Origin of the sequence: Allorhizobium paknamense (genome assembly GCF_030815125.1) — a bacterium.
Lineage (GTDB): Bacteria > Pseudomonadota > Alphaproteobacteria > Rhizobiales > Rhizobiaceae > Allorhizobium > Allorhizobium paknamense.
Window position 1 is genome coordinate 30,405 of the sequence record NZ_JAUSWH010000019.1, and the last position, 23,538, is coordinate 53,942.

A 23,538-nucleotide genomic window follows, 5' to 3' on the forward strand; every position below is an offset into this window, starting at 1 on the left:
TTTGTGAACTCTCCCATGACACCCATTCAAAAATACCGGCGAGACTGGTTCGCCAATATCCGTGGCGATGTGCTTTCCGGCATCGTCGTTGCTCTTGCCCTCATTCCGGAAGCCATCGGCTTTTCGGTGATTGCCGGGGTCGATCCGAAGATCGGCCTCTTTGCCTCCGTGGTGATTGCCTGCACGTCCGCCATCGTCGGCGGCCGTCCTGCAATGATCTCCGCGGCCACTGCCGCCACGGCCGTTCTGATGGGCTCGCTGGTGCGCGAGCATGGACTGCCCTATCTCTTTGCTGCAACGCTGCTGATGGGGGTGCTGCAGGTCATTGCCGGCCTGCTCAAGCTGGGGCGGTTGATGCGCTTTGTCTCCCGCTCCGTGATGACCGGCTTCGTCAACTCCCTGGCAATCCTGATCTTTCTGGCGCAATTGCCGGAACTGGTGGGCCGTCCGCCCTCCACCTATGTGATGATCGCCATTGCGCTTGCAATCATTTACCTTTTGCCCCGTTTGACCAAGGCCGTGCCATCGCCGCTGGTGGCCATCGCCGTATTGACGCTGGCCACCTACCTGCTGGGGCTTGATGTGCGCACCGTCGCCGATCTTGGCGAGTTGCCGTCAAGCCTGCCGGTTCTTGCGTGGCCGGATGTACCGATGACCTTCGAAACGTTGAGGATCATCTTCCCCTATTCGGTGGCGCTGGCCGCCGTGGGGCTGCTCGAATCCCTGCTGACCGCACGGATCGTCGATGAGATGACGGAGACGGGCAGCAACAAGAGCCAGGAATGCGTGGGCCAAGGCATCGCCAATGTCATGGCCGGGCTGTTTGGCGGCATGGGCGGTTGCGCCATGATCGGCCAGTCGGTCATCAACGTCACCTCCGGTGGCCGGGGCCGGCTTTCCACGTTCGTGGCCGGTGCCTTCCTGCTGATCCTGCTGCTGGTGCTGGACGATATTCTGCGTGTCGTGCCGGTGGCGGCGCTGGTGGCAATCATGATCATGGTCTCCATCGGCACCTTTTCCTGGTCGTCGATCGGCGATCTGGTGCGGCATCCACGCTCGTCCTCCTTCGTCATGCTGGCAACCGTGGTGACGGTGGTGGCAACCCATGACCTTTCCAAGGGCGTCATTGTGGGCGTGCTGCTGTCGGGCGTGTTCTTTGCCGGCAAGGTGGCAAAGCTCGTGCATGTCCGGGCGGAGCAGGGGGGCGAGGGGGAGATGCGCTATGTCGTGGACGGGCAGATCTTCTTTGCTTCGGCGGATGTGTTTCTCGGCCATTTCGACTTCGATGCCGAACCCCGGCGCGTGGTTATCGATGTGAGCCGGGCGCATTTCTGGGACATTACCGCCGTCGGCGCGCTGGATCGGGTGGTGATCAAGTTCCGCAGCCAGGGGGCGGAGGTGATCGTCCATGGCCTGAACAGTGAAAGTGCGGGAATGATGGAGCGGTTCGCGCTGCATCAGAAGGGCGGGGAGACGGCTGCCGTAACGTTACACTGATCAGGTTGGGAGCAGGTGTTTACCATGCGCTACGCGCATAGCGCATGGCTGCTCTGCGAAAAACTGCCTCGTTTTTAAGCGAGGATCCTGTATAGTCAAATCATCGAAGCAATGTTCCTCCTCCCACAGAGCTTCGATAGCCGGGAAGTTACTCCTCCTCCCAAACGACCCGGCAGGAACGGCAACACTCCTCCTCCCAGTTGCCGTTCGGTTCTTTTCGGAAAGCCTGCCGCACCTCCTCCCGCGGCAGGCTTTTTCGTTTTGGGTGCGTGAAGTTCTAAAGCACGTTGCGGCTTATCAGCCTCATGCGACGTGCTTTACATTCTTGTTTTAACGCATGTCGTTATCGCAAAACCGCTGCACACTTTTGCGCGACAGGCTCTATCCCAGAGATCTATAGAGCATATAGACGGCAACCAGCACGATGAGGGCGGCGAACAGGCCGTTGAGCCTGCCTTTGCCTGCGGAAAGACGGGTTGCCGCAACCGCGCCGACCGCTCCGCCAGCAATGCCGCCGAGAATGAAGACAAAGGCCAGCAGCCAATCCACATAACCGGAAAACGCATAATTGGCTGCCGTGGTTGCCCCGAGCGCCGCCACCGATACCAGCGATGACCCTATGGCGTAGAGAATCGGCATGCCGGTGGAGGCAATCAGCCCGGGTACGATCAGAAAGCCGCCGCCAATGCCGAAAAAGCCGGAGAGCAATCCGGTTGCGCCGCCGAAGCCCAAAACCTTGACGATATTGCCGCTGCCGCATTGGGCTGCGGGATCGCCTTCATCGCCGCGTTTCAGAAACATCATGCCCGCAACGGCGAGCATCAGCACGGCAAACAGCGCAAGCAGATGGTCGCCATTCAATGTCTTGCCAATGCTGGATCCGAAAAAAGCCCCTGTAACCCCGCCAGCGCTATAGATGAGGGCGCAGCGCCAGCGAATATGCCCGAGGCGCGCATGGCCGATGAGATTGGCAAAGGCATTGACCGCCACCGCCAGCGCACTGGTGCCAATGGCAAGATGCGCATTCGGCACCCCGACCAGATAGACCATCAACGGCACGGCCAGGATCGAGCCTCCACCGCCGAAGAGCCCGAGAGTGAAGCCGACAAGACCGCCGGACAGGCCGCCAAGGCCATATTGCAACAGGGTGAGATGCATGGCCGTCATCCTTTCTGCGGCAGCAGCCGAAACAGCCTCATTCCGGCCAGCATGGCAGCACAAAACAGCAGAATCTCCCATTTTCCTGTGATCAGGGCGGCAATGGCCGGTCCGGGACAGAGCCCGACCAGACCCCAGCCAAGGCCGAAGAGGATTGCACCGCCGATCAGCCGCCGGTCGATGGTCCTGCCTTGCGGCACATGAAATTGCTGGGTGAGCATGGGCCGGCTGCGCTGGTTTTGAATGCGGTAGGCAAGAAAGGAAGGGATCAGCGCGCCGCCCATCACGAAGGCAAGCGCTGGGTCCCAGTTTCCCGCCACATCGAGAAAGCCGAGCACCTTGGCCGGGTCGATCATGCCGGATACCGCAAGCCCCATGCCGAACAACAGCCCGCATCCAAGGGCGGCGATGGTTTCGGTGGGGCTTGCCTGACGGTTCCGGGCAGCGGAAATCGTGGTCTGGAGTGACATGGCGGCCTCACGCAACATGGCGAAGAATAAAGACGGTGACACCTGCAACGCCCATGAAGGTGAGCGTTGCCGCCAGCGAGCGGGGCGAAAGCCGCGCCAGCCCGCAGACCCCGTGACCGCTGGTGCAGCCAGAGCCCAGCCGGGTGCCGAAACCGACCAGCACACCGCCAAGCACAAGCAGAAGCGGTGATGCGCTGACGCTGACCTGCGGCATGCCGAAGAGGAGGGCCATCAGCGCGCTGCCTGCGGGAATGCCGAGAAGGAAGGCGGCGGCGGGCAGGAAGATCCGCCCGCCGACAAGGCCGCTGCCCTGAGCGATCAGGCCGGAAATGCCGGCGATCCGCCCGTTCAGCAGCAGGTAAAGCCCGGCCGAAAGGCCGATCAGCAGACCGCCGGCGAGGGGAGGCAGAAAGGAAGCGAGGGTCATGGCTCAGGCCTTGTGCAGCGGGATTTTGAGATAGTGCACGCCGTTATCTTCGGCAGGCGGCAATTGTCCGCCCCGCATGTTCACCTGCACGGAGGGCAAGATCAGCCGGGGCATGGCAAGCGTTGCATCGCGCGTCGTGCGCATGGCGTAAAAGCTCTCCTCGTCCACGCCTTCATGAACATGGATATTGCCGCGCCGCTGCTCGCCCACCGTGGTTTCCCAGGCATAGTGCTCGCGCCCCGGCGCCTTGTAGTCGTGGCAGAGGAACATGCGGGCCGCATCCGGCAGCGCCATCAGCCGCTGGATGGAGCGGTAGAGCGTGCGGGCATCGCCACCGGGGAAATCGCAGCGCGCCGTGCCGAAATCCGGCATGAACAGCGTATCGCCGGGAAAGATGGCATCGCCAATCACATAGGCCATGCAGGCCGGTGTGTGGCCCGGCACATGCAGGGCCACGGCGTCCAGCCCGCCAATAGTGAAACGGTCCCCATCCTGAAAGAGATGATCGAACTGGCTGCCATCGCGTTCGAATTCCGTTCCGGCATTGAAAATCTTGCCGAAAACCTCCTGCACCCGAATGATATCCTGGCCGATGGCAAGTTCGCCTCCCACCTCCTGCTGAAGCAGCGGCGCTGCGGAAAGATGATCTGCGTGGGCGTGAGTCTCCAGCAGCCAGGCTACCTCCAGCCGTTCTGTCTTGACCTTCTCGATCACCGCCCTTGCCGAATGGCTGGTCATCTCTCCGGAGGCCGGATCATAATCCAGCACGCTGTCGATGACCGCCGCCGCTGAGGACTGCGGATCCTTGACGATATGGGTGATGGTGAAGGTATCGGGATCGAAAAACGAGGTGACGATCGGCCTTTTAGAGGGATCGGAAAGGGCGGTTTCAATGATGCTGCGTGCCGTATCCGTGGCAGTGTCGATAACGGGGTGGTGAGCGGGCATGGGAAGCTCCTCTGGCTATAAGTACATATTTACGGTAATAACGTAATAATGTAAATACGGAATCATTGGCTTTCCCAATCGTGTTGTGATAGGGAGTTCGTTATGTGCTAAAACGGTTGCCTACGGCCATACTCTTTAAAAGAGGCTCAGGAGTTGGAGAGATGAAACGCCCGCAGGTGCCAGTGGAACTGCTGATGCGTCGCGCGCCGCAGGCGGCGGAGTTTCTGCGGCAGTTTGCCAATTCAAACCGGCTGATCCTGTTGTGCCATATTGCCGGTGGGGAATGTTCGGTGGGTGAAATCCAGGATGCGCTTGGCATCAAGCAGCCGGGGCTTTCCCAGCAGTTGAAGGAGTTGCGGCAGGCCGAACTGGTCAAAACCCGCCGCCAGGGAACACAGATCTACTATTCCATCGCCGATCAGCGCGTGGAGGCGATGATGGGCCTGCTTTACGACATGTTCTGTGACGATCAGGCGCTGACGCTCTCCGGCAATGACGTCGATGCGGTTTCCGAAGAAGACGCATAGGTCTTGTCGATCAGCCGCCGGATCTCCGTACGGCAGGAGCCGCAATTCGTGCCTGCGGAAAGCTGCCGCCCCACGTCTTCGACCGTTGTGCATCCCTTTCGCAGGCAATCGGTGATCTGATTGACGCCGACCGAAAAGCAGGCGCAGACAATGGCGCCGCGATCCACCGCGCCCGCGCCGGGGCGGCCCGCGATGACCGAAAGCCGGGCGCGGCGATCCGAGAAATCCTGGGCGAGCTGCTCGCTTGCCCAATCCCGTGAGACCGCTACCGGCTGGCGGCTGACGAAAACTGCGGCAACCAGCCTGTTCTCCTCAAAAAAGGCAAGCCGTGCGTCGCCGCTTGCAGCGTCGTGATAGCCGATCATCTCCGCGTTTTTTCCGAGTGCGAAGGCCTCTCTGGCCCAGTCTTCCCAATCAACAGCCGCATCGAAGGCCAGTTCGGCGCGGTATCCGCCGTCCGCCTTGGCGAGAGCCCAATAGGATAATCCCTTCAGATCGGGCTTGCTGGCGCTAGAGCGTTTCAATGTTTCACGGAAACACGGAAACGCTCTAGCTCTTTGTTCTTGCGCATTTCCGGACGGAAAACCGGTTCCCACTTTTCCTGGAAATGCTCTAATGGCAAAGCCATAAGCCGCTGCCTGATAGCGACGGGCCTTGACTGGCACATGTTTGAGCGCTGGCTGACCGGAAAGGGCGTCCGTCACGGCTGGCACCAGGCTATCGATGCGCGCGCGCGCCGCCGTCTCGCCCGTCCAGTGCATGGGGATGAAAAGGCGGCCCGGCTTTTGCCGATCCGTCAGCAGGGCGCGAACGATCACCGCGCCGCCATGGGCGCTTTCCACCTGCACCAGATCGGCCTCGGCAATACCAAGGCCTGCGGCATCCCGGGGGTGGATTTCCACGAAGGGTTCGGCCAGATGCGCGGAAAGACGGGCGCTTTTACCCGTGCGCGTCATGGTGTGCCAGTGGTCCCGCACCCGGCCCGTGTTCAGCACCAGCGGAAAAGCCTTGTCCGTCCGGCAGGGCGGTGCGGTCTCAAGGGCTATGAAACGCGCCTTGCGATCGGCATGGTAAAAGCTGCCTTTGGCGAAAAATCGTGTGGTGGTACGGCTTTGACCATGCCGTTGCGGCCACTGGAAGGGGGAAAGCGCCTCATAATCGGCCTGATCGATGCCGGCATGGGCGCTGATGTCAAAATCGCGCTCACCATCATTTTCAAAGCCGGAAAGGGCGGCGTGTTCCGCGAAAATCTCGGCGGGCGAGGTATAGTCGAAGCCGGAAAAGCCCATGCGCTGCGCCACTTGCGCCATGTGCCACCAATCGGGCCTTGCCGTGCCGGGAGGGGTGAGAAAGGGCCGCTGGCGGGAAATCCGCCGTTCGGAATTGGTGACCGTGCCGCTCTTTTCGCCCCAGCCGCTTGCGGGCAACAGCACATGCGCAAGCCGTGCCGTATCCGTATCGGCCTGCATGTCGGACACGACGACGAAGGGGCAGGCTTCGATAGCCGCCTTCACGCGGTCCGCATCCGGCATGGAAACGACTGGATTGGTGGACATGATCCACAACGCCTTGATCCGCCCATCTGCCACCGCCTCGAACATGTCCACGGCCTTCAGTCCCGGCTTTTCGGCCATGGCCGGCGCGTTCCAGAAGCGCTTCACCCGCTCGCGATGGGTTGGGTTTTCAATGACCATATGGGCGGCCAGCATATTGGCAAGCCCGCCGACCTCGCGCCCGCCCATGGCGTTGGGCTGGCCGGTCAGCGAAAACGGACCCATGCCGGGCCTGCCGATGCGGCCCGTGGCCAGATGGCAATTGATGATGGCATTGACCTTATCGGTGCCGATGGAAGACTGGTTGACCCCCTGGCTGTAGCAGGTCACCACCTTTTCCGTCTGGCCGAACAGGCGGAAAAATGCCTGTCTTTCTTCGTGAGATAGTCCCGTCGCGGCAGCATGGGCAAGGCCCATCCTCCTTGCCGCCGCGACGGCCTCCTCGAAACCTTCCGTGTTGCCGAGGATATAACCCTCATCCAGTTTGCGCTGTTCCATGAGCGAAAGCAGGAGTTCGTTGAAAAGCGCCACATCGCCGTCCGGGGCGATGGAGAGATGCAGATCGGCAAGATCGGAGGTCGCGGTGCGGCGCGGATCGATCACCACCACCTTCATGCCCGGGCGCTTCGCCTTGGCTGCGGCCAGCCGTTGATAGAGCACGGGATGGCACCAGCCCATGTTGGAGCCCACCAGCACCACCAGATCGGCCAGTTCCAGATCCTCATAGGTGCCGGGCACGGTGTCCGAGCCGAAGGCGCGGCGGTGGCCTGCAACTGACGACGCCATGCACAGCCTGGAATTTGTGTCGATATTGGCCGAGCCGATAAAGCCCTTCATCAGCTTGTTGGCGACGTAATAATCCTCCGTCAGCAATTGGCCGGAGAGGTAGAAGGCCACCGAATCCGGTCCATACTCGGCAATCGTTTCCTGAAAGCGCCCGGCCACCAGATCGAGCGCCTCATCCCAGGTCGTTGTTTTTCCCTGCACAATCGGGTCAAGCGCGCGGCCCTCCAGCCCCAGCGTTTCGGCAAGCGCCGAGCCTTTCGAACAGAGCCTGCCGAAATTGGCCGGATGATCGGGATCGCCGCTGACGCTGACGTCGCCCGCATCAGTGACGCGGGCGATGACACCGCAGCCGACGCCGCAATAGGGGCAGGTGGTCTTGACCTCGTGTGTCATGCTCTACTCCGCCGCCACCATCATCGGGCTCTTCAGGCGGATGGAGAGCGCACCGCCATCATTGCGAAGCGCAATGGTTTCCACCTCGCCCTCGTCCGCGCCCTGGGCCTTGCCGGTTTCCAGCGAAATGACCCAGTTGTGCAGCGGGCAGGTGACGGATTTTCCGTGGACGATCCCCTCGGAGAGGGGGCCGTTTTTGTGCGGGCAACGGTTCTCGATGGCGAAGACCTCGTTTTCACCCGTACGGAAAACGGCGATAGTCATGAAGGGCGTCTTGACGCAGCGCGAACCGCGCAGCGGAATGTCTTCGATCCGGCCAATGGCGATCCAGTTCTCTTCCATGATGTCACTCCGCGGCTTCAAATTGGCCGATGGTCGCCATCGGCTTGAACTCGTGCTTGTCCTTGCCGGAGACGCGCTCCGACCAGGGATCGACCTGGGCGAATGTCTGGGAGAAGACGAAACGCTCGTAATAGGCGCGGCGCTTGTCGGCATCCTCCATGATCTGGCGGCGCACCTCGTCATAGCCGATGCGCTTGGCCCATTTGTAGATGCGCTCCAGATAGCGGGCCTGTTCGCGGTACATCTGCGTCAGCGCCACGATATGCTCCAGCGCCTCGTCCTCGGTTTTAACGAGGCCGAGCACTTCCGTGCCCTTGATGTCGAGACCGGCAGCACCTGCAAAATGGATCTCGAAACCGCTATCCACGCAGATCACGCCGATATCCTTGCAGGTCGCTTCCGCGCAGTTGCGCGGACAGCCCGAGACGGCAAGCTTCAGCTTGGCGGGCGTCCACGAGCCCCACATGAATTTTTCGATCCGGATGCCGAGGCCGGTCGAATCCTGCGTGCCGAAGCGGCACCATTGCTCACCCACGCAGGTTTTCACCGTGCGCAGACCCTTGGCATAGGCTTGCCCTGAGATGAAACCGGCCTTGCCGAGATCGGCCCAGACGGCGGGAAGGTCTTCCTTTTCGATGCCGAGAAGGTCGATACGCTGGCCGCCGGTGACCTTCACCATCGGGATGTCGAACTTGTCCACCACATCGGCAATGGCGCGAAGCTCGGATGAGGATGTAACGCCACCCCACATGCGCGGTACGACGGAATAGGTGCCATCCTTCTGGATGTTGGCATGCACCCGCTCGTTGATGAAACGGGACTGGTAGTCATCGGCATATTCATCCGGCCAGTCGCAGACGAGGTAGTAATTCAGCGCCGGGCGGCATTTGGCGCAGCCGCAGGAGGTCTTCCATTCCAGCTCCTGCATGACGGCGGGAATGGTCTTCAGCCCCTTGGCCTTGATCAGGCGGCGCACATCGTCATGGCCGAGATCGGTGCAGCCGCACATGGGCTGTACGGCCTTGGGGTTATAGGCATCGCCCAGCGTCAGGCTCATCAACTGCTCGACGAGGCCGGTGCAGTTGCCGCAGGAGGCGGAAGCCTTGGTATGGGCCCGCACCTCATCCAGCGAGGTCAGGCCCTTGGAGGTGATGGTGGTGACGATCTTGCCCTTGCAGACGCCGTTGCAGCCGCAGATTTCCGCATCATCCGGCAAGGCTGCAACGGCCGCCATAGGGTCCAGCGGGCTGCCCCCCTGATAGGACTGGCCGAAAATCAGCGTTTCGCGCATGGCGGAAATATCGGTGGCCTTCTTCATCATGTCGAAGAACCAGGAGCCGTCGGCGGTCTCGCCGTAGAGGACCGCGCCGATAATGCGGTTGTCCTTCAGCACCAGCCTCTTGTAGATGCCGGCACTGGCATCGCGCAGCACGATTTCCTCGCGGTCGGGCGCCTCGGCAAAATCCCCGGCGGAGAAGAGGTTGATGCCGGTGACCTTCAGCTTGGTATTGGTGACGGAGCCGTGATATTCGGCGTGCCCTCCGGTCAGCCGGTCGGCCAGCACCCGCGCACTTTCATAAAGCGGAGCGACCAGCCCGTAGCACTGGCCGCGATGTTCGGCGCATTCGCCAAGCGCATAGATCGAGGCATCGGATGTCTGCATGCCGTCATCGACGACAATGCCGCGATTGACGGCAAGCCCTGCTTCTTTGGCGAGCTGCGAGGCTGGACGAATGCCGACCGCCATGATGACCATGTCGCCTTGAATGACGCGGCCATCTTCAAGCTCGATGCCCTCCACCTTGTCGGTGCCGAGAATTGCCTTGGTATTGGCCTTGGTGATGATCTCGATGCCGCGCTCGGCAAGCGCCTTTTCCAGAAGATAGGCGGCGGCGGGGTCGAGCTGCCGCTCCATGATGGTCGGCATCAGGTGAATGACGGTTACCTCCATGCCCTGCCGCTTCAGGCCGTAAGCCGCCTCAAGGCCGAGCAGGCCCGCACCGATGACAATGGCGCGGCCACCGCTCTTTGCCTTGTCCAGCATCTTCTCGACATCATCGAGATCGCGATAGGCGAGCACGCCGGGAAGCTGGTGGCCGGGAACGGGAATGATGAAGGGCAGCGAGCCGGTGGCGATCACCAGCCTGTCGTAAGGAACGGTCATGCCGTTGGCGGAGGTGACGGTCTTCGCGTGACGGTCGATCTCTGTGACCTTCGCGCCCTTGTGCAGCGTTACGCCATGGGTTTCGTACCACTCATCTGTATGGATGATGATGTCCTCATAGGATTTCTCGCCCGACAGCACCGGTGAGAGCATGATGCGGTCGTAATTGACGCGCGGTTCGGCGTTGAAGATCGTCACCTCGTAGAGGCCGGGAGCCTTTTCAAACAATTCTTCCAGCATACGGCCAGGCGCCATGCCATTGCCGATGATAACCAGTTTTTCTGCCCTGTTTTCCAGCATGAGGATTACTCCGCGGCTTCGACGAAGCGGTGGCGTTCGTAGAGGAACTTCAGCACGGCTTCGCGGGATTTCAGATAGGTTCGGTCAGAGGCCAGCGCGATACGGTCGCGCGGGCGCGGGATCGGCACCTCCAGCACTTCGCCGATTTTTGCGGCAGGGCCGTTGGTCATCATCACGATCCGGTCGGAGAGCAGTACGGCCTCGTCGACGTCATGGGTGATCATGATCATGGTATTGCCGAGCCTTGTGTGGATCTCCATCACCGCATCCTGAAGATGGGCGCGGGTCAGCGCGTCGAGCGCGCCGAAAGGTTCGTCCAGCAGCAGGATTTTCGGTTCCATGGCCAGGGCGCGGGCAATGCCGACGCGCTGCTTCATGCCGCCCGAGATTTCGGAGGGGCGCTTGTCTTTCGCATGGCCCATCTGCACGAGGTCGAGATTGCGCATCACCCAGTCATGCTTCTCGGCCTTGCTCTTCTTGCCCGCAAACACCTTGGAGACGGCGAGGTTGACGTTTTCGTAGACCGTCAGCCAGGGCAGCAGCGAATGGTTCTGGAACACCACGGCCCGTTCCGGCCCCGGCGCATTGACCTCCTGGTTTTCCAGCAGCACCGCGCCACTCGTCACCCGCGTCAGCCCGGCAATCAGGTTGAGCAGCGTGGATTTGCCACAGCCGGAATGGCCGATGATCGAGACGAACTCGCCCTTGCCGATGGTCAGCGTCACATCCTTCAGCACTTCGGTTTTCACACCGCCGCGCTCGAAGCTTTTGTCGATATGGTCGATTTTCAGATAGCTCATGGCGCGCTCCTTCAGTTTCTGGCGGTGCCGCGGGTGATGACACTGCCGACAAGCGCGACGAGCTTGTCGAGAATGAAGCCGGTCACGCCGATATAGGCGAGTGCGACGATGATGTCGGAGAGGCGGGACGAGTTCCAGGCATCCCAGATGAAGAAGCCGATGCCCACGCCGCCGGTCAGCATTTCCGCCGCGACGATGGCAAGCCAGGACAGGCCGACCCCGATGCGAAGACCGGTGAAGATGTAAGGGGCGGCGGCCGGCACCATGATGCGGATGAAGAATTCCAGCGGATTCAGCCGCAGCACGCGGGCGATGTTGCGGTAATCCTCCGGAATATTGCGCACGCCGACAGCCGTGTTGATGATGACCGGCCATATGGAGGTGATGAAGATCACGAAAATGGCGGAGGGATTGGCGTTCTGGAAGGCGGCCAGCGACAGCGGCAGCCAGGCCAGCGGCGGCACGGTGCGCAACACCTGAAAGATCGGATCCAGCCCGCGCATGGCCCAGAGGCTCTGGCCGACAATGGCGCCGAGAATGACGCCAACCACAGCGGCAAGGCCGAAGCCGATGGCCACCCGCTCCAGCGAGACCAGCACCCGCCAGGCAAGCCCCAGATCCTGCGGACCGTTGTTGAAGAAGGGCGCGGTGATCAGGTCATGCGCCTCTTCCCACACCTGCGAGGGGGGCGGAAGCGATGCGCCCGGATGCGAACAGGCAATCTGCCAGATGCCAATCAGCACCGCCAGCACCACGAAGGGCGGCAGAACATTGGTGATGAGCGCCATGCCGATCCGCCGGGCATTCAGCCGGGGGAGCGGACGGCGGTTCAGTGCGATGACCGTGCCACTTTTCGCGGAGCTTGGCAGCTGGGTCGGGTTTTCGGTTTTACGGGCTGTGGCGTTCATCATGCTCTAACTCTTTGTTTTTATGCATTTCCGGACGGAGAACCGGTATCCACTTTTCCTTGAAATGCTCTAGGCGCTGGCCTTGATGACGAGGCTATCGAGATAGGCCTTGGGGTTTTCCGGATCGAAGACCTTGCCGTCGAAGAAGGTCTCTTTCCCGCGGGAGGTGGAGGCTGGAATATCGGCACTGGCGACGCCGAGCGATTTGGCGGCCAAACGCCACAGATCCTCGCGGTTCACCTTGTCCACCAGCGCCTTGATATCGGTGTCGGCGGCGAACTTGCCCCAGCGAATGTTTTCGGTGATGAACCAGGCATCATGGCTCTTGAAGGGATAGGAGGCATGATCCTGCCAGAACTTCATCTGAAGGCCGGTATTTTCCTTCACGCGGCCATTGCCGTAATTGATATTGCCCTTGAGGCGGCCCAGCACATCCTTTGGCGGCACGTTGAACCATTGCCGCTTGCCGAGAATGGTGGCCATCTCCTCCTTGTTTTCCATCTTGTCGCACCAGATCTGCGCTTCCATCACCGCCATCAGCAGGGCCTCGGTGGCCTTGGGGTTTTTCTCGATCCAGTCGGTGCGCAGCGACAGCGCCTTTTCCGGATGGCCCTTCCAAAGCTCGCCGGTGGTACAGGCCGTGAAGCCGATGCCCTGATTGACGAGCTGTTCATTCCAGGGCTCGCCCACGCAGAAGGCGTCCATATTGCCCACTTTCATGTTGGCCACCATCTGCGGCGGCGGCACGACGATGGTGGAAACGTCCTTGTCGGGGTCGATGCCGCCTGCGGCCAGCCAGTAGCGGATCCAGAGATCATGGGTGCCGCCGGGGAAGGTCATGGCCACCTTCACTTCGCCCGCCTTGGCTTTTTTGGCGGCAAAGGCGTCCTTCAGTTTCGCAGCATCCAGTTCCACGCCGGTGGCGGCATAGTCCTGCGCCACCGAAATGCCCTGGCTGTCGAGATTGAGCCGCGCGATGATCGACATGGGCACCGGCACATTGTTCTGGGTGACCTTGCCGGTTGAGATCAGGTAGGGCATCGGGGTCAGAATATGGGCGCCGTCAATGCCGTTTGCCGCACCCCCCAGCACCAGATTGTCGCGCGTGGCGCCCCAGGAGGCCTGCTTGGCAACCTCCACCTCGGTCAGGCCGTATTTGTCGAACAGCCCCTTTTCCTTGGCGACGATCAAGGGGGCTGCGTCGGTCAGCGCGATAAAGCCAAGCTTTACGCCCTTGACCTCCGGTGCGGCAGAGGCCGCAAGCGCGCCGGACGGCAGCAGGGTGCGGGCGCTGGCAAGCGTTGCCAGCGTGGCCGATGTTTTCAGCAGACTGCGGCGACTGATCCCTGTGGTGATGGTCTTGCTCATGTTTATCCCCTCGATCCCTTGGTTTTGTATGGTGGCGGGCTTGGCTCGGTGCCGGATGCCAAAAACAAAAAACGCCGCGAAGATTTGCGATCGGACCTGGGAGGTGGTCCGCTCAGAAAATCTTGCGACGTCAATGTCTTTGAAAAGCGCAGTTCGCTGCGCTGCTCTTACGCTGGTCGCCGTTGACCGCGTGCAGAGAGCAATGCAAGGTGCGTGCCAGTTTGGTGCTTGCAGGAAAATGCTGTTGTTTTTACTTGATAATTTTTACATTGCCATTTTTCGGTGCAGCAGGGGAACGGGTGTCCGTGATGCAATCTTGGGCGCTGCGCAATAAATCAGCAGGCGTTTATGGCTCTTCGCTGAGCGTTTCGCCCGCATCTGCCTGCACGGGAAAGGCTGCCGCATAAGCTTCAATCTCGGCGGGGTCGAACACATAGCCGTCAATGAAGCGATCGTTTTCCGCCTCGCCTTCGCGGCGAAGATCCTGCTCGGCCATGCTGTCGGGCAGGTTCAGCGCCTGCCGGTAGAGATCGGGCCGGTAGGCTGCCGCTGCTGCCTTTTGGCCCGCCGCGCTGAAGCGGGTCTGCCCCCAGCGGATCATCTGGCTGTAGATCCAAAGCGCCTGGCTGGGGCGGGGATAGTTGGCGTTTTCGGCGTGGAAGCGGAAATAATGGGCAATGACCCGGCGATTGCCTTCGGCATCGAGACTGAACTGGCCTTGCAGCACATGGCGGATAATGTCGCGCGGGGCGCCGATGAAGCGCTGATCGGAGAGCAAGGCAGCGAGATCGTCGTGATGGCCGGGATCGTCGCACCAGCGGGCGGCCTTGTCCAGCGCCACGATCAGCCGCAGCACCGTCTCCTCATTGTCAGCCGCCCATTCCGGGCGAAGACCGATGACTTTCTCCGGCGCGGATGGCCAGATATCCTGCTTGATGGCGACGATGCGGCCTACACCGCGCTCGGAGGCCACCATGTTCCACGGCGCGCCGACGCAAAAACCGTCAATGGCGCCCGCCGCCAGCGCGTCGGATGTGAGCGGCGGGGGCACGACGACCAGTTTCACGTCGCGGTCGGGATTGATGCCGCCAGCGGCCAGCCAATAGCGGAATTCGTAATTATGCGAGGAGAAGGGATAGGTCACACCCAGCGTCAGCGGGTTTTGCCCGCTATCCCGGCGCTTTTCGATCAGCCGTGCCAGCGCCTCGGCCAGAACCAGCGCATCGGGGGCGCTTGCGGTTTCCGCCAGGTCCGCCATCTGACGGTAGAGAGCCACTGACAAGGTGATGGCATTGCCGCCCTGGCCGAGCGAAAACGGCGTGATGGTGGGCGACGGGTTGGAGCCCAGCCCCAACATGGCCGCCACCGGCATGGGGGAGAGCATATGGGCAATGTCGAATTGCCGGAAGGCCAGCCTGTCACGAACATTGGCCCAGGAGACATCCTTGACCAGATCAATGGCAAGTCCCTCGGCTGTGGCAAAACCGAGTTCCGCAGCGACGAGCAGCACGGAGGCATCGACCAGCGGAATGAAACCCGCGCGCAGATGGCGCGTTTCAGCCTTCACGCTTTTCGGTGCGGTCAGCGAGGATGGTGGCAGCTTGTCTCCGGTCATGATCCGCTTTCTCTCATACCAAGGCTCGAAGATGCTAACGCATCCTCGCCTTGAAAGAATTTCGAATATCTCAAATGCATCAATGGCTTGAGATATTCGAAAGGGGAGTACGAACGGTCATCTTCAATGACCGTTCGTATCAGCCCCGTTACATCAACAGGCCGGCGGCGGTAACGACGCTCTGGGCAATCTCCGCCAGCTTCTTTTTCTCGTTCATGGCCGTCTGCCGCATCAGGGCGAAAGCCTCCTCCTCGGACAGGCCGCGCAGCTTCATCAAGATGCCCTTGGCGCGTTCGATGACCTTGCGGTCTTCCAGCGCATTGCGCGCTTCCGCCAGTTCCCGTTGCAGCTTTTCAAAGGCGCGAAAGCGGATGACCGCCATGTCAAGGATCGGCTTGACGCGCTCCTTCTTGAGCCCGTCGACGATATAGGCTGAAACCCCCGCCTCCACCGCCGCCGCGATGGATTGCGTATCGGCCCGGTCCACGAACATGGCAATGGGACGGCTGATGCTGCGCGAAAGCTGGAAGAGATGCTCCAGCATATCCCGATTGGGATTTTCCAGATCAATGATAATCACATCGGGCGACAGCGTCTCAATGGTGCGGGCAATACCCTGAACGGAATGGACGATGGTGACATGGCTATGCCCTGCCTCCCGCAGGCCCTCCTCGATAATCGAGGCGCGGATGGCGTTTTCATCGATCACAAGAATGGTCAGTTCGGCATGGGTCACGGTGATGGCTTAAACCAGCATGACAGAGTTGACAATCTGTCTTGCAACCGTGATGCCGGGGGAAAGGGGCAACTCACGGACGATATGCTGAAAATTGTGGAATATCAGTTTCTTGACTTCACAGAAAATCGTCGCCGTTTGACGCCTGCTTGCGGGGCAATGGCAGGTTATACACAGGAAGGCAGCGACCTTCGATCCGGCTGCTCGCATGCAGTTTACCAGTTCTTTTCAATAATTTGCCCTTTCCCCCTGTTTTTCCGGGGAATGATCCTTTAGCTTCGGTCAACTACTGCATAATTCCTTAAATCGGAACCGATTTAAGGTGAAAATTATGCAGCAGATTAAAAGTGTTACAGCGTCCTTGTGCGTTTGATAAAACGCACGGCGCTGTAAAAGGGAAATCAACATCGGTTGGGGAGCGATCTGATGGCGGTGAGGGGACAGGCTCTGTGGCTTGTCGTGATACTGGTTTTCGCATTGTCGGCTCTGCGGGGCGTGGGCGTTGCCGCCGATTGCCGCTATGGTCCGGCGGCCAAGGTGGATTGGTCCGATTGTCGCAAACGGCAACTGATGCTGGGCGGCAGTGATTTCGATGATGCCAATCTCTACAATGCCGATTTCAGCATGACGGATCTTTCCAATTCCAGCCTGCGTGGCGCGAATTTTGAAAAAGCGACATTGATCCGGGCTTCGCTGGCCAATTCCCGGGCGGAGGGCGCCAAGTTCGATCGCATCGAGGCCTATCGGGCAGAAATGGGATCGCTGACGGCAGACAAGGCGAGTTTCATTGCCGCCGAGATGCAGCGCGTCAATCTGAGCGGAGCCAGCCTGTTGGAAACCGATTTCACCAAGGCGGAACTTGGCCGCGTGAACATGGAAAAGGCCATAATCTCCGGTGCCCGTTTCAAGCTTGCCAATCTCTCCCGCGCTATCTTGCAGAATGCGGTGATCAAGGAGCCCGTGGATTTCGAGGATGCCTTCATGTTCCGCACGCGGATCGAAGGGCTCGATCTGTCACAAGCTACCGGTCTCATTCAGGACCAGATCGATCTCGCCTGCGGCGATCAATCGACCAAGCTGCCGCCGGGGTTGAAGGTGCCCGCCAGCTGGCCCTGTCCGGCCGATTGAAGCCTCCACTACTCATTGGCTTTGACGCCAGCGCCGGCGTGCCCGCCATAGCGATGTCGCATCGGAATAGCCGGCGGATTGCGCCGCGCGTTTGTGACTGCTGCCAGCCTGGGAGAGATGCAGTTCGGCAATGGCTTGCCGGTGCTCCTGAAGCAATGTCCGCAGATTGGTGCCCTCCTCGTCCAGCTTCCTCTGGAGGGTCCGCGGCGAAAGCTTCATGTCCGCGGCAATGGAGGAGAGGGTAATGCTTTTATGGCCAAGCGAAATGGCGATCAGCGCCTGTACCTTGGCCGTAACGCTTTCGGCCTGTCCGCTGTCGCGCAAAAGATCGGCGACATGCCGCTCCAGAACGCCGATCAGCGCCATATCCTCGAGTCTATGCAGTTTTTCTGCCTCCTGCTTGTCCATGATCAGCCGGTTGCCCGGTTGATCGAACAGGACCGGTGCGCGGAAAAACCGCTCGAGCGGTGCAGGGTCTCTGGGCGCTGCGTGCTCGAAATGCACTTCCAGCGGTTTCCAGCTGCGTGAAAAGCAGGACCGTACCAATTGGCAGGAAGCTGCCAGGGTGAACTCGCTTTCCTGCCGGCGCGGCCACATGTCCGGATCGACCAGATCATAGGCCCAGACCAGATGCGCACCTTCTTCCATCAGGCCCGACGCGGTGGCGCTCTGAATGCCGTTCACATATTTGGAGAGCCGCTGAAAGGCATGGTGGATGCTGGCGGAGAGGGAAAAAAGCATGCCGATCGGGCCGATATCGGCGGCCTTGAAGGTGGCGCCAAGCCGCATTCCAAAACTTTGATCCCTGGCCAGCAGAGCCGCATCCTCGAAGAAGGCGACATAGCGCGCCATCGGAACCACGGCGTAAGGATCCTGCAACTGGCTGCGCAGAAGGCCGTGCGAGGCCAGCAGGAGGTCGGTCTTGCCGGTGATCTTATCCAGAAAATGCACGATGGGCAGCAGAACAGAAGCGCGAATTGAGGCAATTGCCGGCATTTTGCTGCTCAAAGGAGATGCAACTGCCATTTAGCCGCTCCGCCAGGTTCAAGGTGGCATGGAAGATCGAAACATTGGCGTAAAATGCAATTTCGATGCCAGAAGCCATGGCTACTCTTTGACGAAAATCAACCAAAGAGGGGTTCCCATGGCATTAGAAACCGATCTGCCCATTTCCGATGGGAAACTGGCAAAAAATTCCGTCGGCCTTGCCCATATCGTCTTTTTCGTTGTGGCGGCGGCAGCGCCGCTGACGGCTGTCGTCGGCGCATCGCCCGCGGCTTTCGCTTTCGGGAACGGCGCCGGCGTTCCGGGTGCCTTTGTGCTGGCCGGTCTGCTCTACCTGCTCTTTGCCGTCGGCTTTACCGCCATGGGGCGGCATGTCGGCGGCGCGGGGGCCTTTTACACCTATATCGCCCAGGGACTGGGCAAGCCCGCCGCCATCGGCGGGGCGATGATGGCGCTGGTAACCTACAGCGCCGTGCAGCTTGCCGTTTATGGCCTGTTCGGCGTGTTCATGGCAGGCGCCATGCAGCCGCTGGGGGTAAACCTGCCGTGGTTCCTCTGGTCTTTTGCGGTGTTGCTTCTGGTATTTTTGTGTGGGCGGCGCAACATCGCCTTTTCCGGAGCCATTCTGGGCCTGTGCATGACCGGCGAGATCGCCATTCTGCTGCTGCTGGATGTCGCAATCCTGGCGCACGGACCCACGGGTGGTCTGAACGTCACCTCCTTTGCCCCCGCAACGGTCTTTCAACCGGGGCTGGGCGTGGCGCTGGTATTCGTGGTCGGTTCCTTCATCGGCTTCGAGGCGACCGCGATTTTTGGCGAAGAGGCGGAAAACCCGGAAAAGACCATTCCGCTTGCCACCTATGTGGCGGTGCTGCTGATCACCGTTTTCTACGCCTTCTCCACCTGGGCCATTACCCAGTATTACGGCGTTGATCAGGTGCAGACCGTTGCCGCCGCAGGGCTTGAAACCTTCTATTTCAACGCCGCCGCCGCGCTGCTTGGGGAATGGTCGGTGCAGGTGATGAATCTCCTGCTGATCACCAGCCTGTTTGCCTGCGTCCTGTCCTTCCACAATACCATCAACCGCTATTTCTTTGCGCTTGGCCGGGAAGGCGTGATCCTGCGGGCGCTGGGCGCGGTGCACGTCACTCATGGCTCGCCGCATGTGGCAGGGGCGGTACAGAGCGGTATTGCCGCCTTCGCGCTGATGGCTTTCGTGATTGCGGGCGTCGATCCCTACGCGGTGCTGTTTTCCTGGATGTCGGCGCTTGCGGTCATTGGCATTCTCGCCGTGCAGGTTCTGGTCTCTCTCGCCGTCATTCTTTTCCTGCGCAAAATGCCCGAAACCTATGGCCTCTGGACCAGCACAATCGCGCCCGCGCTGTCGCTTCTGGGGCTTTTAGGCGCACTGGTGCTGGTCATCGCCAATCTCTCGCTGCTGGCCGGCTCCGAAAGCCTGATCGTCAAGGCCTTCCCCTATCTCATGCTGCTGGTTGGCCTCCTGGGAGCGGCGTTTGCTCTTCAACTCAGCAAGTCCCGTCCTGAACTCTATGCATCTCTTGGAAAGGCTTTCGAATGACCTTCATCCCGTCTTCTCTTCAAGGCTCCGACCGGCTGCTGGCATGGATGCTGCCCAGCCTGCTGGCCGCCACGCTCTTCATGGCTGCCGCCCAATCGCATCTCCTGTGCAATGTCTTCTGCATCCATTCCGGCATGGCCATGGCAGACGACATCTGCACCTCCCGCTAGAGCATTGTCCTGAGAAAACGGGAAAACGGTCTTCTCTTCAGAAATGCCTAAAAACAAAGAGTTGGAGCGTTTCAGTGCTTCCGCGAAACACTGAAACGCTCGGAATACGCTATCAAAGAAAGGTCGAACCATGGATGCCCTGGTCACCACGATTTATCCGCTCGATCCATTGAGCCTCACTGAAATCTCCCGTGCCGTCGCCATTTTGAAGGCGGAAAAGGATCTGGCCGAGACGGTGCGTTTCCCCATCATCCGGCTGGAGGAGCCCGGCAAGGAAGCGCTTGCCGCCTATCGCGCCGGTCATGGGCTGCCGAGGCTCGCCTTCCTGTTGTCGCTGGATCTCGTCACCGGCGAGGCCTATGAGTCCCTGGTGGATCTCTCTGACGGTATGGTCACGGCGCATGAGCGCCTGCCCCTGGACGAAATGCCCTATGGCCAGCCGCCGATCATGCTCTGCGAGTTTGAAGCGGTCGAGGCCATCGTCAAAAACGATCCGCGCTGGATCGCCGCCGTCAAGAAGCGCGGTATTACGGACGAGGACATTCCGCTCATCCAGATCGATCCCTTCTCCTCCGGTTATTTCGGGCGGGATTTCGAGCGCGGCAAGCGTATCGTCCGTGCCGTGTCCTATTGGCGCGGCGATGAGCGCGACAATGGTTACGCCCATCCCATCGAAGGCGTTGTGGCCGTGGTGGATCTGACGCTGAACCAGGTGACGGATCTGGTGGATGATGAAAAGATCATTCCCGTGCCGAAGAAGAAGCGCAATTATGGCCGCGAAACCTTTCCCGTGACCCGGCCTGATCTGAAGCCGCTGAATATCGTTCAGCCGGAAGGGCCGAGCTTCACTGTCGATGGCTGGAAAGTGGAGTGGCAGGGCTGGAGCTTCCGGGTCGGTTTCACCTCGCGCGAAGGGTTGGTGCTGCACGAGCTTTCCGTGAAGGAGGGGGAAAAGATCCGTCCGGTCATCTTCCGGGCTTCGGTCACGGAAATGGTGGTGCCCTATGCCGACCCAACGGCAAACCACTACTGGAAAAGCGCCTTCGATGCCGGCGAATATGGTCTTGGCCGTCTGGCCAATTGTCTGGAACTCGGCTGCGATTGCCTCGGCCACATCCATTACTTCGATGTGCCTGCCGCCGATGATTTCGGTCAGCCGTTCGTGATGAAAAACGCCATCTGCATGCATGAGGAGGATTATGGCATCCTCTGGAAGCATTACGAATTCCGCAATGGCATTTTCGAGGTGCGCCGCTCGCGGCGTCTGGTGATTTCCTTCTTCGCCACCGTTGGCAATTACGACTACGGCTTCTACTGGTATCTCTATCAGGATGGTACGATCCAGCTGGAAGCGAAGCTCACCGGCATCATCCAGACGGCGGCAGTGGCGAGCGGAGAAACCTATCGCTGGGGCGGCATGGTGGATGACAATCTCGGCGGTCCGACGCATCAGCACTTCTTCAATGCCCGCCTGCACATGGATATCGACGGCGGCGGCAATACCGTGACCGAGCATGAATTCGTGCCTCGCCCCTGGGGGGAAGACAATCCTTACGGCAACGTTTTCGATACCACGGCCAAGGTGCTGAAACGCGAACTGGACAGCCCGAACATCGCCAATGGCGAGACCGGGCGCTATTGGAAGGTACAGAACCCCAATCTGAAAAATTCGGTCGGCAAGGCGCCGGGCTATAAGATGGTGGTCATGCCTTCACCGGTCATGCTGGCGCAGGAGGGCTCGACTGTTGCGCAACGGGGTGGTTTTGCGAAAAAGCACATTTGGGTCACGGCCTACGATCCCAAGGAAAAATACGGCAGCGGCGATTATCCGAATGTACATGCCGGTGGCGACGGTCTGCCGAAATATGTGCAGCAGAACCGCAACATCGAAAACGCCGACCTCGTGCTCTGGCATTCCTTCGGCCACACCCATGTCTGCAAGCCGGAGGATTTTCCGATCATGCCGGTAGAATATGCGGGCTTTACCCTCAAGCCCAACGGCTTCTTTGCCTCCAATATTTCCATGGATCTGCCACCGGAAAAGAACGGCCACAGCGTCGACAACCGCGAAAACTGCTGCGGCGCCGAGCTTGCCGAAACGAAAACGTCAGGCTGCTGCCACTCATGAGACCTGCTTCGGGCGACGTCAATTCGCCCGATGATACTCGATCATCCGGGCGCGGCTCAGGATCAATTCCAGCCGCTGCCCGTCCATCACATGCAAAAGCACGCGCTTGCTCCAGGGGCCGTCTTGCAGCCAGAACAGGAAGCAGTCCCGGCCGAGAGCTTTCAGCGGCATGCGGCGGCGGGTGGGGCCGATGCCCATGGTCACCGCGCCGTCTTCCAGGATCAGGCTTGCGCCTTCCGGACTGTCCCAGCGGCCATGGAAAGATGGATCGAGCGGTTCATCCGAGATTGGCAGATAGCGCCGTGCTGCATGGCCGACTTCGCCCACGATTGCCTCTCCCTCCATGGTGAGCCGCAGAGGTGAGGTGGATGAGCGAGAGGAGACCCACCCGCCATCGTCGTCATAAAGCGCATCTTCCGCATCCAGAACGGCGGCGGCGGCACCCTTGACGACCATCCAGGAGGCAATGTCTTCGGCCAGATAAAACCCGTCTTTCAGCAGGGCGGCGGGCGTCGGCAGTGGCAGGTCTTGCAGTGCTGCCATGGCCTCCTGGGCGATCTTCGAGCCATTGGTGTCTTCCCGGTTGGAGACGATGACGAAGCCGAGCTTCCTTTCGGCATCGAGCAGGAAATAGGTCTTGTAGCCGGGATGCGAGCCGCCATGGCCGATAAACCGGCGCTCTCCCAAAATCGTTTCGGCAATGCCCAGGCCATACCCGCTTGGCCGGTCATTCTTCAGGAAGCGGCGTTCGGCCAGACGGCCCAGCACTTTTTCTTCTACCAGCAGCGCCTGCAGCCAGCGGGTGAGCGACAGGGCGCTGCCGGTCATGCTGCCGGAGGCGGAAATGTGCAGGCCCGCTGCCGACAATTGCCATGTCCGGCCATCATCCCAATAGCCGGGTGCGAGGCCGCGCACCGGATCGTGCCATACATCCGGCGCATCGAATGTGGCCCCGACATCCTGACCGGCAGCGCGGATATAATCCTTGAAGAACAGGCCCTTCCTCTCCAGGGCAGCCTCCACCAGCCGGTAGCCGGTGTTGGAATAGGAGACCTCGGTTCCCGCCTCGAAATTCAGCCGGGTCTGGCGGGCAAGAAAGTCGAGAAGCGGTTTGGCTTCCGTGCTGGTATAGACGGAGAGGCCAAGCAGGGTCAGACATTCGCGGGTATCCGGCAGACCGCCGCTCATATCCAGTGCTCGACCGACGGTGACATCGGCCAGCGGGGCCTGCAATTCCGTGAGGTGATCGCCCAGCCTGTCATCCAGCGCAATCGCGTGAGGATTGGCCAGCACCATGGAGCAGAAGGCATGTTTGGTGACGGAAGCGTAGCGCACGACGCTGTCGGGGCTAAAGGGCTGAAGCGTGGCGAGGCTTTCGAGGCCGCCTGCCAGCGCAAAGCGGATGCCCTGCCTGTCGAAGCCGATCACAGCGCCGCCGGGTTCCTCCGCCTTCCAGGCGGATACCCAGCCTTGCGCTTTTTCCTGCGCCTTTTGCCAGTTCAGTTCATTTGTCATGCGTCACCTGCGCTGATGTGT

Annotated in this window: 21 protein-coding genes; 6 read left to right on the forward strand and 15 right to left on the reverse strand. The window is 60.4% G+C overall.

Annotated elements, in window-relative coordinates; translation table 11 throughout:
- The first annotated feature begins 15 nt into the window (after window positions 1–15).
- A complete protein-coding gene (locus tag QO005_RS20995) occupies window positions 16–1,497 on the forward strand; it encodes a SulP family inorganic anion transporter (RefSeq protein ID WP_307159970.1) in 1,482 nt (493 codons plus the stop codon).
- A gap of 381 nt (window positions 1,498–1,878) precedes the next feature.
- Here the strand turns inward: QO005_RS20995 and QO005_RS21000 are convergent, their stop codons facing one another.
- Genes QO005_RS21000 through QO005_RS21015 form a run of 4 tightly spaced genes read right to left on the reverse strand, consistent with a single transcriptional unit; the run spans window position 1,879 to window position 4,500 of the window.
- Window positions 1,879–2,655 carry a sulfite exporter TauE/SafE family protein gene (locus tag QO005_RS21000; RefSeq protein WP_307159971.1) on the reverse strand — a complete coding sequence of 259 codons (777 nt, stop codon included), beginning with the start codon at window positions 2,653–2,655 and terminating at the stop codon, window positions 1,879–1,881.
- A 5-nt stretch (window positions 2,656–2,660) separates the two neighbouring features.
- Window positions 2,661–3,125 (reverse strand): YeeE/YedE family protein, encoded by a 465-nt coding sequence (locus QO005_RS21005; protein ID WP_307159972.1) that lies wholly within the window; start codon window positions 3,123–3,125, stop codon window positions 2,661–2,663.
- Between the two features lie 7 nt (window positions 3,126–3,132).
- The gene (locus tag QO005_RS21010) at window positions 3,133–3,552 is read right to left on the reverse strand and encodes a YeeE/YedE family protein (protein ID WP_307159973.1); all 420 of its coding nucleotides are present in this window, start codon (window positions 3,550–3,552) and stop codon (window positions 3,133–3,135) included.
- A gap of 3 nt (window positions 3,553–3,555) precedes the next feature.
- Window positions 3,556–4,500 carry an MBL fold metallo-hydrolase gene (locus QO005_RS21015; protein WP_307159974.1) on the reverse strand — a complete coding sequence of 315 codons (945 nt, stop codon included), beginning with the start codon at window positions 4,498–4,500 and terminating at the stop codon, window positions 3,556–3,558.
- A gap of 161 nt (window positions 4,501–4,661) precedes the next feature.
- On the opposite strand from QO005_RS21015, the gene QO005_RS21020 reads away from it, so the two are divergent.
- Window positions 4,662–5,027, forward strand: coding sequence for an ArsR/SmtB family transcription factor (locus QO005_RS21020; protein WP_307159975.1), 366 nt, complete (start codon window positions 4,662–4,664; stop codon window positions 5,025–5,027).
- On the opposite strand, the gene QO005_RS21025 is transcribed toward QO005_RS21020, so the two are convergent.
- From QO005_RS21025 to QO005_RS21060, 8 genes are all read right to left on the reverse strand, one after another.
- Window positions 4,970–7,759, reverse strand: coding sequence for a nitrate reductase (locus QO005_RS21025; RefSeq protein WP_307159976.1), 2,790 nt, complete (start codon window positions 7,757–7,759; stop codon window positions 4,970–4,972). The genes QO005_RS21020 and QO005_RS21025 overlap by 58 nt on opposite strands.
- 3 nt (window positions 7,760–7,762) lie before the next feature.
- Complete coding sequence (gene nirD, locus QO005_RS21030) at window positions 7,763–8,101, reverse strand: nitrite reductase small subunit NirD (protein ID WP_307159977.1); 339 nt, start codon at window positions 8,099–8,101, stop codon at window positions 7,763–7,765.
- A 4-nt stretch (window positions 8,102–8,105) separates the two neighbouring features.
- Window positions 8,106–10,565 carry a nitrite reductase large subunit NirB gene (gene nirB / locus QO005_RS21035; protein WP_307159978.1) on the reverse strand — a complete coding sequence of 820 codons (2,460 nt, stop codon included), beginning with the start codon at window positions 10,563–10,565 and terminating at the stop codon, window positions 8,106–8,108.
- 5 nt (window positions 10,566–10,570) lie between these two features.
- A complete protein-coding gene (locus QO005_RS21040; protein WP_307159979.1) occupies window positions 10,571–11,365 on the reverse strand; it encodes an ABC transporter ATP-binding protein in 795 nt (264 codons plus the stop codon).
- Between the two features lie 11 nt (window positions 11,366–11,376).
- Entirely contained in the window at window positions 11,377–12,273 is an 897-nt protein-coding gene (gene ntrB, locus QO005_RS21045; protein ID WP_307160020.1) for a nitrate ABC transporter permease, read from the reverse strand.
- Between the two features lie 69 nt (window positions 12,274–12,342).
- Entirely contained in the window at window positions 12,343–13,641 is a 1,299-nt protein-coding gene (locus QO005_RS21050) for a CmpA/NrtA family ABC transporter substrate-binding protein (RefSeq protein WP_307159980.1), read from the reverse strand.
- 346 nt (window positions 13,642–13,987) lie between these two features.
- Window positions 13,988–15,259, reverse strand: coding sequence for a CmpA/NrtA family ABC transporter substrate-binding protein (locus QO005_RS21055; RefSeq protein WP_370878127.1), 1,272 nt, complete (start codon window positions 15,257–15,259; stop codon window positions 13,988–13,990).
- Between the two features lie 145 nt (window positions 15,260–15,404).
- Window positions 15,405–15,992, reverse strand: a complete 588-nt coding sequence (locus QO005_RS21060) for an ANTAR domain-containing response regulator (protein ID WP_307159982.1) — start codon at window positions 15,990–15,992, stop codon at window positions 15,405–15,407.
- Window positions 15,993–16,418: 426 nt separating this feature from the next.
- Between QO005_RS21060 and QO005_RS21065 the strand changes: the two genes are divergently transcribed.
- The gene (locus QO005_RS21065) at window positions 16,419–17,120 is read left to right on the forward strand and encodes a pentapeptide repeat-containing protein (protein ID WP_307159983.1); all 702 of its coding nucleotides are present in this window, start codon (window positions 16,419–16,421) and stop codon (window positions 17,118–17,120) included.
- Between the two features lie 12 nt (window positions 17,121–17,132).
- Here QO005_RS21065 and QO005_RS21070 read toward each other — a convergent pair whose 3' ends face one another.
- Both QO005_RS21070 and QO005_RS21075 read right to left on the reverse strand, forming a co-directional pair.
- On the reverse strand, window positions 17,133–18,116 hold the full coding sequence (locus tag QO005_RS21070) for an AraC family transcriptional regulator (protein WP_307159984.1): 984 nt from the start codon (window positions 18,114–18,116) through the stop codon (window positions 17,133–17,135).
- Entirely contained in the window at window positions 18,055–18,225 is a 171-nt protein-coding gene (locus QO005_RS21075) for a hypothetical protein (protein ID WP_307160024.1), read from the reverse strand. Before QO005_RS21075 ends, QO005_RS21070 begins: the two co-directional genes overlap by 62 nt.
- 39 nt (window positions 18,226–18,264) lie before the next feature.
- On the opposite strand from QO005_RS21075, the gene QO005_RS21080 reads away from it, so the two are divergent.
- The 3 genes from QO005_RS21080 (at window position 18,265) to QO005_RS21090 (ending at window position 22,002) form a co-directional block, all read left to right on the forward strand.
- Complete coding sequence (locus QO005_RS21080; RefSeq protein ID WP_307159985.1) at window positions 18,265–19,704, forward strand: APC family permease; 1,440 nt, start codon at window positions 18,265–18,267, stop codon at window positions 19,702–19,704.
- On the forward strand, window positions 19,701–19,874 hold the full coding sequence (locus QO005_RS21085; protein ID WP_307159986.1) for a hypothetical protein: 174 nt from the start codon (window positions 19,701–19,703) through the stop codon (window positions 19,872–19,874). Before QO005_RS21080 ends, QO005_RS21085 begins: the two co-directional genes overlap by 4 nt.
- Window positions 19,875–20,004: 130 nt before the next feature.
- Window positions 20,005–22,002 carry a primary-amine oxidase gene (locus QO005_RS21090; protein ID WP_307159987.1) on the forward strand — a complete coding sequence of 666 codons (1,998 nt, stop codon included), beginning with the start codon at window positions 20,005–20,007 and terminating at the stop codon, window positions 22,000–22,002.
- Window positions 22,003–22,020: 18 nt separating this feature from the next.
- Here QO005_RS21090 and QO005_RS21095 read toward each other — a convergent pair whose 3' ends face one another.
- Window positions 22,021–23,517 carry a serine hydrolase domain-containing protein gene (locus QO005_RS21095; RefSeq protein ID WP_307159988.1) on the reverse strand — a complete coding sequence of 499 codons (1,497 nt, stop codon included), beginning with the start codon at window positions 23,515–23,517 and terminating at the stop codon, window positions 22,021–22,023.
- Between the last annotated feature and the right edge of the window lie 21 nt (window positions 23,518–23,538).